Source organism: Candidatus Bodocaedibacter vickermanii (assembly GCF_014896945.1).
Taxonomy (GTDB): Bacteria; Pseudomonadota; Alphaproteobacteria; order UBA6184; family UBA6184; genus Bodonicaedibacter; species Bodonicaedibacter vickermanii.
Genome location: NZ_CP054719.1, coordinates 291,033 through 304,949, shown reverse-complemented (window position 1 = coordinate 304,949; position 13,917 = coordinate 291,033). Strand labels below are relative to the sequence as shown.

13 protein-coding genes are annotated in these 13,917 nt (G+C 40.6%); 6 read left to right on the top strand and 7 right to left on the bottom strand.

What is annotated here, in order from left to right:
- Positions 1-202 precede the first annotated feature (202 nt).
- The 5 genes from CPBP_RS01425 (at position 203) to CPBP_RS01405 (ending at position 4,056) form a co-directional block, all read left to right on the top strand.
- Positions 203-826 (top strand): hypothetical protein, encoded by a 624-nt coding sequence (locus CPBP_RS01425; RefSeq protein WP_350332271.1) that lies wholly within the window; start codon positions 203-205, stop codon positions 824-826.
- A gap of 276 nt (positions 827-1,102) precedes the next feature.
- Positions 1,103-2,041 (top strand): SPFH domain-containing protein, encoded by a 939-nt coding sequence (locus tag CPBP_RS01420; protein ID WP_350332270.1) that lies wholly within the window; start codon positions 1,103-1,105, stop codon positions 2,039-2,041.
- Positions 2,042-2,095: 54 nt separating this feature from the next.
- Positions 2,096-3,265 carry a thiolase family protein gene (locus CPBP_RS01415; RefSeq protein WP_350332269.1) on the top strand — a complete coding sequence of 390 codons (1,170 nt, stop codon included), beginning with the start codon at positions 2,096-2,098 and terminating at the stop codon, positions 3,263-3,265.
- 38 nt (positions 3,266-3,303) lie between these two features.
- Complete coding sequence (locus CPBP_RS01410; RefSeq protein WP_350332268.1) at positions 3,304-3,714, top strand: hypothetical protein; 411 nt, start codon at positions 3,304-3,306, stop codon at positions 3,712-3,714.
- Positions 3,715-3,732: 18 nt separating this feature from the next.
- Complete coding sequence (locus tag CPBP_RS01405; protein ID WP_350332267.1) at positions 3,733-4,056, top strand: hypothetical protein; 324 nt, start codon at positions 3,733-3,735, stop codon at positions 4,054-4,056.
- A 438-nt stretch (positions 4,057-4,494) separates the two neighbouring features.
- Here CPBP_RS01405 and CPBP_RS01400 read toward each other — a convergent pair whose 3' ends face one another.
- The 5 genes from CPBP_RS01400 to CPBP_RS01380 all read right to left on the bottom strand — a co-directional run bounded on the left by CPBP_RS01400 (position 4,495) and on the right by CPBP_RS01380 (position 8,363).
- Positions 4,495-5,349, bottom strand: a complete 855-nt coding sequence (locus tag CPBP_RS01400; RefSeq protein WP_350332266.1) for a hypothetical protein — start codon at positions 5,347-5,349, stop codon at positions 4,495-4,497.
- A 73-nt stretch (positions 5,350-5,422) separates the two neighbouring features.
- The gene (locus CPBP_RS01395; protein ID WP_350332265.1) at positions 5,423-5,980 is read right to left on the bottom strand and encodes a GrpB family protein; all 558 of its coding nucleotides are present in this window, start codon (positions 5,978-5,980) and stop codon (positions 5,423-5,425) included.
- Positions 5,940-6,743: an alpha/beta fold hydrolase gene (locus CPBP_RS01390; protein ID WP_350332264.1), complete on the bottom strand. Its 804-nt coding sequence runs from the start codon at positions 6,741-6,743 to the stop codon at positions 5,940-5,942. Before CPBP_RS01390 ends, CPBP_RS01395 begins: the two co-directional genes overlap by 41 nt.
- A complete protein-coding gene (locus tag CPBP_RS01385) occupies positions 6,724-7,269 on the bottom strand; it encodes a DNA-3-methyladenine glycosylase (RefSeq protein ID WP_350332263.1) in 546 nt (181 codons plus the stop codon). The genes CPBP_RS01390 and CPBP_RS01385 overlap by 20 nt, the downstream gene beginning before the upstream one ends.
- Positions 7,269-8,363 carry a D-alanine--D-alanine ligase family protein gene (locus tag CPBP_RS01380; protein ID WP_350332262.1) on the bottom strand — a complete coding sequence of 365 codons (1,095 nt, stop codon included), beginning with the start codon at positions 8,361-8,363 and terminating at the stop codon, positions 7,269-7,271. Before CPBP_RS01380 ends, CPBP_RS01385 begins: the two co-directional genes overlap by 1 nt.
- A gap of 346 nt (positions 8,364-8,709) precedes the next feature.
- Here CPBP_RS01380 and CPBP_RS01375 point away from each other — a divergent pair, with 346 nt between their 5' ends.
- Positions 8,710-10,080, top strand: coding sequence for a sodium:solute symporter family protein (locus tag CPBP_RS01375; protein WP_350332261.1), 1,371 nt, complete (start codon positions 8,710-8,712; stop codon positions 10,078-10,080).
- Positions 10,081-11,448: 1,368 nt separating this feature from the next.
- Here the strand turns inward: CPBP_RS01375 and CPBP_RS01370 are convergent.
- Positions 11,449-12,906 carry a TIGR02452 family protein gene (locus CPBP_RS01370; RefSeq protein ID WP_350332260.1) on the bottom strand — a complete coding sequence of 486 codons (1,458 nt, stop codon included), beginning with the start codon at positions 12,904-12,906 and terminating at the stop codon, positions 11,449-11,451.
- A gap of 254 nt (positions 12,907-13,160) precedes the next feature.
- Positions 13,161-13,706 carry a hypothetical protein gene (locus tag CPBP_RS01365; RefSeq protein WP_350332259.1) on the bottom strand — a complete coding sequence of 182 codons (546 nt, stop codon included), beginning with the start codon at positions 13,704-13,706 and terminating at the stop codon, positions 13,161-13,163.
- Between the last annotated feature and the right edge of the window lie 211 nt (positions 13,707-13,917).

Genomic DNA, 13,917 nt, shown 5'->3' with positions numbered 1-13,917 from the left:
AAGCTATGAATGTTATAAAAAACTTCATATTGTGTAAAATAGTCGCATATCTATTACTTAATTCATACATATCTGTATGATTGACACAATTAATCGGTTTATCAATGATTTTCCCTGTTCTATTGATTTGTTGTCAAAAATATTCTTTTTCTAATCACTTTCAACAGTTGTGGAGCTAACCCCAGAAAGATTTGAAATTTTAATGTCAGATATATCTTTGGATATAATAAAAAAGTGTTATTCATCTATGGAAGTTTTTGGCAGGTTAATTGCTCCATTATTTTATGAGGCAACTGAGCCTGATCATGTTACAAAACTTCAAAAGTATATTCTAGATAATTTTGAGTCTATTTTGTTAGGCTTTAGAGGGCGTCTGTTGTTGTTATTGCCAAAATTAGCAGCTCAACAAACGCCATTTACCCAAGAATTTATATATAGGTTGCACCAAGAATTAATCAAAGCAATCCTTAACCAATCGTCGGCTCCAGATGATGAAACGCGTAGAGTAACAGCAAGCTGTCTAAGCTTGCTGCTTAAAAATTTCCGAACTCCATTCTTAAGGTATGCGATGGAAATCATAATGTTTAACAGTGACAGTGACAACGAAGAACGCTTATTTTCAAGACTTCCTGCAGACCTAAAAAATTTCAGATGGATAACTGTTGGAAATCCAACCATGTACAATTATGATGAGTTTGCATCTAACGGACGTAGCATACTTAGCGAAAGTCTTAGACAAGCATTAATGGATCAACGATTTGAAGAGTTTGTTAAAGAAATGGGGTTTGGAAATTGTATAGCAATTAATCCTTTGTTTGGCGTTTGATTTAGCCATTAATCCTTTATAATCGCATGTAATTCGACACGAAAATCCCCCAGATACATTAATCTGGGGGGAGACTTTATTTGTTAAGTTTTATAGGACTGAACGTGAGTTTAGTTCTTCCATCTTTTGATACAAGCTCAATCTGTATACAATTAATTAATGTAGCTATTACACTTGATGGTTTTGCTACTTACCGTCGAGCCTGTTAAAACCTTTATTGGGAAGCTTTTGACTAAAAATATGATACAATACACCCAATATAAATGGAGAGTTATTATGGAATTTTTTATTGTGGGATTCGTTGCTGTTGGCGTGTTAGTACTTATTCTAGTGTTATCGTCGTTGTTCATCGTTGATCAGCAGTCGGCAGCAATTATTGAACGATTTGGTCGATTTTTAAGAATCTCTCAAGCGGGGTTAAATATTAAGATACCGTTTGTTGATCGTATTCAAGGTCGTGTGACGTTGCGATTAAAACAGTTGGATGTTGCTGTTGAAACCAAAACGTTGGACAACGTGTTCGTGGATATCGTTGCATCCGTACAATATCGTGTGCTTCCTGACAAAGTATATAAAGCATTTTATATCTTGGATAATGCCGATGCGCAAATTCAAGCTTATGTCTTTGACGTAATTCGTGCACGCGTGCCGTTGATTAATTTAGATGATGTGTTTTCTAAAAAGGATGAAATTGCAAATTCTGTAAAAGAAGAATTGCAAGAAGTCATGAATGATTTTGGATATGACATCATCAAAGCTTTAGTGACGGATATTAATCCAGACAACCGCGTAAAGACAGCAATGAATGAAATTAACGAAGCTCAACGTTTGCGTGTGGCGGCAATGGAACGGGGTGAGGCTGAAAAGATTCTAAAAGTCAAACAAGCCGAAGCAGAATCTGAAAGCAAAATTTTACAAGGTAAAGGTATTGCGGGTCAGCGTCGTGCAATCATGGAGGGATTAAAAGAATCGTTAGGTGAATTCCAAAGGCAAATTGGGGATAGCAGTCCACGCGATGCAATGACATTAATCATGATGTCGCAGTATTTTGATACATTGAAAGATTTAGGATTGCACAGTAATCAAAATACAATTTTAATTCCACATTCTCCATCCAGCATGAATGATTTATTTGATCAAATGAGAAATGCGATTATTACGGGAAATCAGGCTGTTGAAAAGCCGACCAAATCAACAAAAGTAAAAGCTGATTAAGATTATATTAAGAGTTTTTTCAGTAGGATTAATCAATTGGTTGAGAAAAGTAAAATGAAACAGGTATTTATATATAGCGCGAAACGAACACCCATGGGTTCATTCATGGGTGAATTAAGTACAAAAAATGCGGTGGATTTAGGTGTTGCAGCAGTGAAAGCAGTGTTGCATACTGCTGACCCAAAATCCGTACAAGAAATAGTGATGGGCTGTGTTTTGCCAGCAGGTTTAGGGCAAGCGCCGGCGCGTCAGGTTGCAATTAAATCAGGATTGTCTGAACATACAATTGCAAGCACGGTGAATAAAGTGTGTGGATCTGGGCTAAAGGCCGTGATGATGCTGTCAGACAGTATTCAATTGGGGCGAATTAATGTTGGAATCGCTGGAGGCATGGAAAGCATGAGCAGTGCGCCCTATCTGTTACCCAAGGTACGTCAGGGATATAAATATGGTCATACACAACTGTTGGATCATATGGCATTGGACGGTCTTGAGGATGCCTATGAGCCGGGCGTTTCTATGGGCGTGCTGGCTGAACGATTGGCTGAAACATATGCGTTTAGTCGTGAAGCACAAGATGCTTATGCAATCTCTTCAACCACTAAAGCACAAATTGCAACGGAGAGTGGTGCGTTTGCTAATGAGATAGCCGCAATTACGATTGAAGGCAGAACGCCGTATACCATGGAACAAGACGAAGGTCCACGTAAGGCAAAACCCGAAAAGGTGCCTCAACTAAAACCTGCTTTTAAAAAAGAGGGGACGATTACTGCGGCAAGCGCTAGCCCCATTTCAGATGGTGCAGCAGCGTTATTGTTGGGATCAGAAGATGCTGCGGGTTCGTTAGGCTTAAAGCCACGAGCAGTAATTAAATCCTATGCAAGTTATTCTCATGAACCTCAGTGGTTTACCACGGCGCCGATTAATGCCATTAAAACCGTATTGAATGATACCGGTTGGTCAATTGACGATGTTGACTTATTTGAAATTAATGAAGCGTTTGCAGTGGTGCCAATGGCGGTCATGCGTGATTTGAAAATCCCCGCTGAAAAGGTAAATATCCATGGTGGCGCCTTAGTTTTAGGTCATCCACTAGGTGCTTCAGGAGCCCGCGTGGTGGTAACCTTATTACATGCGTTGGAACGTCATAATCTTAAAAGAGGAATTGCTGCGTTGTGTATTGGTGGTGGAGAAGGAGTTGCAATCGCTATAGAACGTGTTTAGACTATTTTTACGAAAGATAATAAAAGGAATAATAATAAATGCTTTTGCGTAAACTGGTATTAGGAGCAGCCATTATTTTTGCTTCTATTGGATCATCCGCTATAGTTGGCGCGGCTGACCAAGACATACTTAGAGGTAATACAAAAGAAAATGATCCAATAAATTATATAATGCTAGAGTCGATAGGACTTGCGGGTTCATTCGAAATACCTAATGAACGCTTGAGTGGTTGGTTAACAGATACTTTAGCTCATACGACAAATAAGGCTATGGTTAAATCTGATGATTCCAAAGTTGAACCTGATTCCATGAACCACGTCACAGAGGAAAATAATCAAGGGGCTCAAAAGGCTGAGCGTATTTCACAGCAAAGGGCTAAACGTAGAGCGTTGCGTCAGGTGACTCAATCATTCAAACCGGAGAGCAAACCTATTCATCAACCACGATAATAAAAGGAATAATAATAAATGAAATCAAACTATATTTTAGCAATACTTGCCGGGTTTTTTATATCGAATACACTCGTAACTGCATCAGATCTTGATAGCGCAGAATACGCCTCAACAGCATCAGATTATGAGGCTGAGAGTGCGTCTGGGGATGCAGCCACGCACATAGATAGAATTAGAGCTACTGCAGATGAATATGAAGATTGTTATGACCGAACTCAATCAAAAAAAGAAAAGAAACGCAGAGTAAAAGAAGATAGAGTAACGGCAGAGCGTAAAGCAGCGATAGCAGCACTGACAGCAGAGGTGGCTAGAAAAGAAAAAGTAGCTAAGTCAAAGTAAATTTTGGAAAATACAACAGGGTCTTAATGACCCTGTTGTTATATATCAAAATACCTTTAATTCTGACACAGAGCTGAGAGAGTATTTTTACTTTACGGAAAATGTTCTTAAAGATAAAAATATCCACTTCGTCAATCTTTTGTTAACGCTTGTAGGATATCGTATATTTAGTGCACTTACATAGTTTATTTTAACCCACCGTTTCGTGAAGGAATGACGGATTGCTTCGTCTATTTAGTCTCGATTTAGGGAGTGGGTTTTGTCCCCCCACCCGAAGGTCACTGAGGGTGACTAGGGCGGGGGGTGGTAAAAAAATCGCGTTAACTAAATCTTAACCTTTATTAATTCGCAACCTGCGGTTGCATCCGTTAGGTTAGATCCGATGTGACCTGACACATGTTCTAGTAACCAAATTACATGTGATTTGCTATCGCTAGTTTATTTTGCAGCAGCTAAAGCTTTTTTAACGTGCAGGATTGAATACATATATCGGGCAAGGTTATCCAATAATCTGGCGACGTGTTCATCATCGTCTTTAGGTGTAAATGCTAATCCAACAGTTTCTAACGTGCCCTTATGTTTAAACCAGCCGGCTTTGATCAACGTCGGTTTCATTGTTTCGTTTTGATACGGAGCAAAAGGTTGATTAGAAAAGGCAACAATAGATCCAGGGAGTGGGAGTAGTTTTAGCCATGTCTTAAGACTATCTTCTGTTGCCGGTCGGACAATTTTTCCATTTTTTTCTAACATCGAGGTTGGCAAAAATACAATAGAAATACGGTTAACTCGATCAGATTTTTGCAATTGACCCCACACAAATTTAGCGGCCTCAGATTCATTCGTGGGCAGAGATTCTGGACATTGCCAATCGCTGCGAATGAAAGCTTTATCCAGTAATAATGACTCTGGTTCTTGAACTGGATCTAGGGGTCGATCACCTGTCAGAACCACAATTTGTCGGGGAGTAAACGTTCCAGCATCGATCAATTCAATCATATGTTGCATGCGGGTGCGCATGCGGTAAACAGTAGCACCTAAGATCATGGCATAGTCGGGTGTTGGTATAGAAGGATCAATACGATCAATCATGCCCAGCAGTTTAAGGCTTGCAATAATTTGATTAGCTTTAGCTTGGTGCATTGAAGGGTTCATATGCCAACGTTCTTGACCGGGTTTGCGCAGCCAGTGCGCTTGAGCATAAGCATTCATTGCTTCATACGTAGGATCAACAGTAATCCCAAGAGTTGTAAACAAGTGGAGATTGTCGTGCCGTACAGTGAGTTGAATAGGCATAAATCGCAAGAATTGACGCAAAAATTGAATAAATCATTTTCATGATAAAACTCCCTAATTCAAGAGAACGATATCATGTTTTAATAGACCGTGCAGTAGCTTTTTTAAAGATGTTATTGATAAATTCATCTTTGCTTTGAGTATACAAAGTGCGGTTATTAGGATACTTTATTGCTAAGTCTGTTTTTAGGGATTCATATTCGTCTGCATCGCGTGGATGAGCAATCATGTAATCGCGAAACACTAGATACTTTTCAACGGATGGATTTTTTGCCTCATAAATATGCACATGAAAATGGCAGTGTTGGGCATCACCTTTGCAATAAAACCTACGTCCTGGCAACCCAAATTCTCCACCGATAACATAGTTAAATAGTTCCAATTGATCATCGAAACTATCGATCTTTTCCATGTCATGGGTCGTAATCAAAATATCAATAATGGGCTTTGCTTTTATTCCAGGAATTGCCGTGCTGCCAATGTGGTGAATGGTTAACGCGATTTCATCAAAAATGGATTGTAATAAACGTGCCTCAGTTTCGAAGAGGTGTATCCAATTTGGATCATAGTCGGAAATTTGAGTTTTTCGACTATTGTGAAGGTGTTGTAAGGCTTCGAATGATAGTCTCATGCCACACGCTAAATGCTGTTAAGGTTGAATCCAGACTGTCAACCCATGGAAAATGTCCTGCATCTGGGATGATCGCCATTTGAATATTATTTCCTTTAAATATTAAGGAATCCTTAAATAAGCTAGGCGGGCAAATGTAATCGTCATCTCCAGAAATAATAAGGGTTGGAATCTCTGGGGTGTAGCTTTGCGTAAATGTTGGATAAAAGTGTTGAGTACATAGAACATAAGGCAGGTGTGTGAAGTCGCATTGATCTAACATTATTAGTCCATCTTCAATGTAGTCAGGTCTAAAATAAAAAGGCAAAAGTCCTTTAAAGTATTCAGCGTAACTGGTATCCGATGGGTTTATCCAAAAGTTAGCAGCGATTTGTGTGCCATCGAATTTTGTATATGTTTTTAATCGTTGAGGCAATTCGAACAGATAAGAATTATCCACAGCTGGGCTAATTAATACAAGTCCTTTAAGGGAAGGAAGTCGTCGCAGTGACAACACAAACATGCTTGAAAATGAATGAGTTACCAATATAGGGTTTGGGATTGTTTGTAATAATAAGGTTAATTCAAATGCTTGCTCATTAAAATAGGTAGATTCATTGCATGAAACTTGATTGTAAGTAATCCCATAAATGCTGCAGTCAGTCTCTAAAGAATTAATCAGAGCCTCAAAACAATGCCAGGATAGTCCGGGACCGCCAGGAAAGAAAATGAGAGAAGACTGCGTTGTCCCTTTGCGAATTAGTTCAAATTTTAGTAACGACATTGTGTAATCTTTCATTAATATCAGAAGGTGACATTATAAATCGCCACAAGTGATCTGTGCCCACCTTAATCCCAATTCGGGGCGTTGTTAGAATATGAGTGACTGGGGAGTCCTCTGCGACATAAAAGCTTAGGTTGCTGCATATGTAGATAGCGTTATGTTCCTTTGTAATACCCCATGCTTTACACAGTTTTCCAGGGCCATCTAAATGACGATGTGTCGTATCGCAGATTATCCCGCGAATCAAAACTGCGGCGGGGAATCCTTCGGCTTCTGTCACGATATTTAAGCAATGGTACATGCCATAAATCAAATAGACATAACTGTATCCTGCAGCACCAAACATGACTTTAGTTCTGGGTGTTAATCCTTTTGCAGCATGACACGCAGGATCATCTTTGCCAATATAAGCTTCTGTTTCCGTAATAATACCGGAATAATTATTAAAATGAAGCCGTGTGCCGATAAGTTCTTGAGCAACTGTTAATGTCCCTTGCTCAAAAAATGATCGTTGAAGCAGCGTCATTATTGCAAATGATGTTCAGTGGAAAGATCGCCCCACGCTTTATAGTCTTCCATCCCATGCTTTATTATTCGGTCAATCAGGTCAGCATATGTGATGCCAGAGGCTTCGAATAGTTTGGGATACATACTGATATTTGTAAACCCTGGAAGTGTATTGATTTCATTCAGGTAAATTTCATTTGATTCAGTTACAAAAAAATCAACCCTGGCAAATCCTTTACACCCCATGGCTTTATATGCATGCAACGCATACTGTTGAACTTTTTGCGTAATGTTTTCATCTAATACGGCTGGAATGATTAAGTCTGCCCCATTCGGATCAAGGTATTTTGCCTCATAACTATAAAAGTCATGGCTGGGTTTTATTTCACCTAAAACAGAGGCGATGGGGGTATGGTTGCCCAATACGGCGCACTCTATTTCACGCCCTGGTATATATTTTTCAATCACAATCTTATCGTCATATTGAAATACAATCGGCATATATGTATCAAATTCAGCCTTTGATTTTACTTTATATACTCCAACAGAAGACCCCGTATTTGCAGGTTTTAAAAAGAACGGAACTCCCAACTTTCCAGTGATTTCCTCATAGCTAATGCGTTCATTAGCATAAAGGGTTATATATGATCCAATCGGAATTCCAGCACTTTCAAGGATACGTTTTGTAAAGTCTTTATCCATGCACACAGCAGAAGATGCAACAGCAGAGCCTGCAAATGGCAAGTTGAACATGCGGCATAATCCTTGCAAACAGCCATCTTCTCCATATTTTCCATGGGTGATGGGTAATACAAACTGAATGGGGATATCAATGGTACCCTCTGCATTCGTAAGATCTGTTGATGAGCCTACTTTATATAAATTCACAATCGTTGCAGAATCGGCACTGATGTCGGATATAACAGTGATGGAATTGGGGATGTCGTTACCTGGAAAGTAATACCAAGTTCCGGACTCTTTACTGATACCAACTAAAACGGGATCGTAAGTTTTTGTATCAATCGCCTTAGCCACATTGCGTGCTGAATTAATTGATACTTCATGTTCTGTTGAACGCCCACCGAATAGGATTAGCACCTTTGTTTTGTTCACTGTCGTTATCCTTTTTGAAAGTAAGTAATTTTGATGTAGAACCACTTTAAAAGAAATTATCTTGAAACTGAAGCTTTTTTTTGTTTTACTGTCATGGTAATCAGAAAGATTTTTAAATGCGTAATCGCACACTAATAGTCTGTTATATCGGCGCAACGCTGGCTCGACATCGTTTTTCCTAAACGGTTACTTTATCTCATACATGGCTAATCAGAGATAAAATGAATCTTAAAGATTGGGATTATTTCTGTAATTCCTGAATAAAATCCGTGTCAGAACGAATCGGATCTAACTTAACGGATGCAACGGCACGTTGTATCTCAAATTTTTATTAAGGATTAAAACGATGAACTATTATGTATTTCTTTCATTTCTAGCAACTATTGTTGTTGTGACACTTATATTTGGTAAGCTTACTGCAAAAAAAGCCTCTGCAACCTATTCCGACTTTTATCTAAGCGGGCGCAGTGTAAAATTCTTTAGCTTGATGATGACGCTACTTGCCACTCAATTTGGTGGTGGTGCCATTATTGGAAGCTCAGAAGCCGCATATACATCCGGATGGTTAGCAATGTGTTATTCACTAGGGATTGCTATTGGGTTTATAATCTTGTCCCTGGGTATTGGGGGACGATTCCGAACGTTGAATATCAGCACTATTCCCGAAGTCTTCGAAGTCGCCTATGGCAGTTCGGGTCTTCGTCGATTTGCGGGATTGGTTTATATCGTATCAATGTTCTTAATCTTATTGGCGGTATGCATTGCGATGCGTAAGTTTTTTTATAGCATCGGATTTACGAGCGATGCGCTGTATGTTGGATTTTGGGGTGTAGTAATTATCTATACCATGTCCGGTGGATTAAGCGCCGTGATTATGGCGGATACATTGCAAATTATCTTAGTGTTGAGTTTGTTCTTGTTGGTGTACTTTACAATGGATGCAAGCTCGTTAACGTTAAATACAGCATTAACTCCGAATGCGAGCAGCATTCCTGTCATCAGCTGGATATTGATGCCGTGCTTATTCACCATCATCGGTCAAGACATGGGGCAACGATGTTTTGCTGCAGAATCTCCGCGAGCCGTTTTTCTTGCAACGTTTGGAGCCGGTGTGTTGATGGTTATTGCATCGTTGTTTCCCGTGTATTTGGGAATCATGGGGGCAGAGGCTGGCATCATAAAAGGTGAAGAAGGCATCATTATGCGCGTCATTCAGATGGTCACAAATCCAGTGATGAGCAGCTTGTTTGCTGCGGGTGTTTTAATGGCGATTACGTCAACTGCAAATTCGCTGTTGTGTTCCATCAGTTTGAACATCGCGATGGATATTCCGTTCATTCGCAATATGCCTGAAACATCAGCAAAATGGGTATCCAGAGCAGTAACCTTTGTCGTTGGCATGGCAGCAGTAGCCGGTTCATACTTAGGCAGCGATGTGATTCCGATTATGTTGGAAGCCTATGGACTGACCGTAACAGCGTTTTTCGTCCCCATCGTCATGGCGCTAATTTACAAACGTTTGTCATGGTTTGCAGGGTTAGCCTCCACAATTATGGGAACAACGGTATTTGTATTGGCGACGTTATTGAATCCAGAGCTGCCAGATTTTATGCCAAAAGAAGTTCTGGGGTTAGTCTTGTCTGCTATCGTATTTTTAGTGGTGCAGGGCAGGGCAGTCCGCTCCAAAAATATGAAGATGATAGAGCTGAAAGTTTAATGTTATAGCTGATCATGGATAAAGTCAGCACATAGCGCTATGCTGACTTTATATCCAACTCGCACAGACACGGATTATAAGCAACTAACACATTGTGCCTCTCGAATCTCTCCCGGCATACCACTGCTGTATCAACTCTCTCATTTATGCCAACCTGAGGCTGCACCCATTGGGTTTTTGACCGTTTCATAGCCTTGATATTTTTAAACAGTCTTCAGGTTGTTTTTCACAGTCCGTGCCCGTGCGCATCAGATCTAACCTAACGGATGCAAACTCAGTTTGCTCTTGACAATCCAAATTTCTTATGTATACTAATAAGTAGAATTGCGAAAAGGCTACCCAAAAATCTGGGTAGCCTTTTTTCGTTCTACGTCCTAAAAGTATTTCAGCCAAATGATCCCTAAAAAGATCCTTGACGAGATTTGATTGAAACACCAAAGGACAAAACGCCGAATCGAATCCCCAGTACAGGTGCTTAACTACCCGATCAGTAGACACAGCCTTGTAAACAACCCCTAGAGCCGACGGGCTCGTAAAACACCTACTTTGTATAGTATACTAAAGTCCGCCTTTCCCCATTCGTGTAAGAAATGGGGTTCTTTTTGCACGTGCGGGTTACTGGGGATTCACTCGGTTTTAAACAGCGTGACGCTGTATCCGATAGGTTAGATCCGATGTGGTCTGACACGGATTTTATATAACTTAATTTGAAAACTGAAAACACAGCGTTTTCAAACAAAACAAAGGAATTAAAACACACTCTTCAACAATATCTCAAATTCATTTTTCACCCTTACCCCTCCTGCGCCGAAGGTAGGTCAAAAATTCTCTCATATCTCAAACCACACTCAATCTAACCTAACGGATGCAACCTCAGGTTGCCAGCGTCACGCTGCCCTGCGCCGAAGGTAGGTCAAAAATTCTCTCACATCTCAAACCACACTCAATCTAACCTAACGGATGCAACCTCAGGTTGCCAGCGTCACGCTGCCCTGCGCCGAAGGTAGGTCAAAAATTCTCTCACATCTCAAACCACACTCAATCTAACCTAACGGATGCAACCTCAGGTTGCCAGCGTCACGCTGCCTTGCGCCGAAGGTGGTTTTAAAATCCGCCCCATTCCCCCCACATCTCAAACCACAATCAATCTAACCTAACGGATGCAACCTCAGGTTGCCAGCGTCACGCTGCCTTGCGCCGAAAGTGGGTTTAAAATCCGCCCCATTCCCCCACTTGTATCTTATTACACCTCAAACCACATCGATCCAACTCAAAGAATCAGAATCCCCACCATCTCCACGGCAATAATCCGTGTCCCATTTCACCAAATCTCTAATCACACAAGATCTAATATATAGGGTCCAGGGATCATCCCTGGTGCAGCATCATGCTGCCAGCTGATTCTATATATAAAACAAGGCGGAGAATATCCGCCCTGTTTGTATAAGAACAATTGTTTATTTTTTTTGTGACTTTTTTCAGCCAAGCGCGAGCTTCCGGATTGAGCGATTTCCAGTGACCGTTTATGCTTACTTCAAAGATGGAATCATTATGTGCGAATGAGCATATGATTTCCCATTGTCCGGCATCTTTTCCAGTTTTTTCTTCATAACGTTTTACCATTGTAGACCAAGGTTTCTTTGAATGAGACCAGGGTTTTTTGCTAAGCAATTTTGTTTCAACATTGCTGCCGGTAAATATGGAGGTAAGACCTGATGCCTTTTTCAACAGAGTGCCCACATTAGAGACCCTAATATCAAACGTAGGTGCTGGAGTAAATTCAGCTGCTGCAGCATGCCCATAAGACGATGGATATGCAGGGGCAGGTGTTGCTGCTGTCGCCGGCATCATTGTGTGAGCAATAGGTGTGTGACGTGCCCTTGATAATGTAACCGTCTTTGAATCTCCAATTGAAATACCTAACGCGCGTTTAAAGGTTGGGTTAAGGGATTCTCTTCTTGGATCTTCTAGAATCGCGAACACGATATGTTCAAAGTGATTCACAAACGGAATTCCATCGATATAACGCGCATTTAGAACGGCATCAAATGTGTCTGCTACGTCTACTGGAATTTGGGGGTCTGGTTGACCCGTTCTATCTTTTGCAAAGGCACCACACCCAAGGGCACCCAATACTAAGTTGGAATGTCCGTTGGCAATTGCCGAGCTTAAGATAACTTCAATTTTCGTGTGCATGCCTGCGATGAACTGACGGCGATCACCAGGGTGGTCGGCTCTATCCCTTCGACCATCTGTCATGCGATAGCCTGCCATGGAAATACTTGCAAAGCTATCTTCTACAGTTAGAGATTCATACGCCCATACTTTTGGGGAATAAATGGCTTCAAATGGCGCCAGTGGATATTCCCCGGAGGCCTGTGCAGCCTTTATACTGGCATACAGAGTTGTTTTCCGGCAAAGGTCTTCTTCTTGGGCTTTCGCACCCTTAAGAACGCCGCCCCCAGGGATGGTTTTATTTGCTAGGTTTAACAACGCGGGTGATGTCAATCCAGCTTGAACCATACGTAATACGCAAGTGACAGTGTCTGTGTTTTCTACAGATACCCGAGTTGTTGAAAATATTTTAGCTGTGCGGCATGTTTGTAATCCGCGTACTTTTGCAAAAGCGTCGATGCCTTGAAAACTAGGATCCTCTGCAAGAGCTGCATTTTGTGGAAGGACTACACGGTGAAAGTGATCAACTAATGTTCTGTCGCCATGATGGTGGTGGCTGCCGCGTGGCATGTCATGAACAGTTGCAGCGCTGACACAGTTAGCTGCGATTGACAGAAGCAATGCTGCAGTTGTTACATTAAATTTTCTCATGTGTGGTCTCCTTACTTATAAATAATACTACGTTACAATATAAGACGGTGTGAATACCTGAGTTTTTTTGTTATGCAGATGTCTTTGATTGAATATATAGGTACGAGTCAATCAAAAGTCAAGAGCTTGGAAGAAATAATAACTCTTTGCAATGAATATATAATATTGTTCCTAGGCTCTGCGTACTTCGATCCAAAATCATGAAGATGATTTAGAGAGAGGCGGGATTACCCACCTCTATTTACTGCAAATAGTTATAGTGAGCTTAGCATAAGTGCTAAGTTTTTTAACGCTGTATATTCTCTTTCAGCCACTGCTTTCTCTTCCTCGGTTGCTTGTGAGTGCTGCTGCGCATATAAATATGCCTTTGCAGCAAGGATTGGGGTGTTTTGTTTTAGTTTACCTGCCACTTTAATTAATAAATCGGGAGTGCTATTGTTGGTATCTCGCTCAACAATTCGCTCAAGCAAAAAGTTGGCCGCAAAACGTTCATTAGCCTTTGACAACTTATTAGCAAAACGATACAGCTGACCTCCGCTAAATAAATGGTGATTTTTTATTGCATATAGGGCAGCTTCAGAGGTTGCAGCTTTTGGATCAATGTTAGTATTTTTTAACAAGCTTGAGAATGTATCTTCGCTATATGCGTGCATCGCTGTGCTGCAATCTTTGTGTGCAGGTTTAACTTTAACCGTATTTTTTGCGGTGTTTAAGTTTATGTTTGAGAACGGAATAATCTCAGCTGCTGATACATTACTTGTAAAGGCTAAAAATGCTAATGCTGTAAATCCTAGTTTCATGACGTCTCCTTAACCTGTTGTGTGTTTCATGAAACTAATATGGGGACAGTTTTTTTAGTTTCAAGGGATGGGATGAAAAAATGTTTTTTAGTTGACGGTTATGGGTATGCGATTTTGAATTGATTGTGAAAGCCTAGGATTTCTGAGGCGTTTGAGTGAGGGTGAGTTGAGATGGGTGTTGGAAGTGTGGTAATGTTTGGTAGTTTATTTA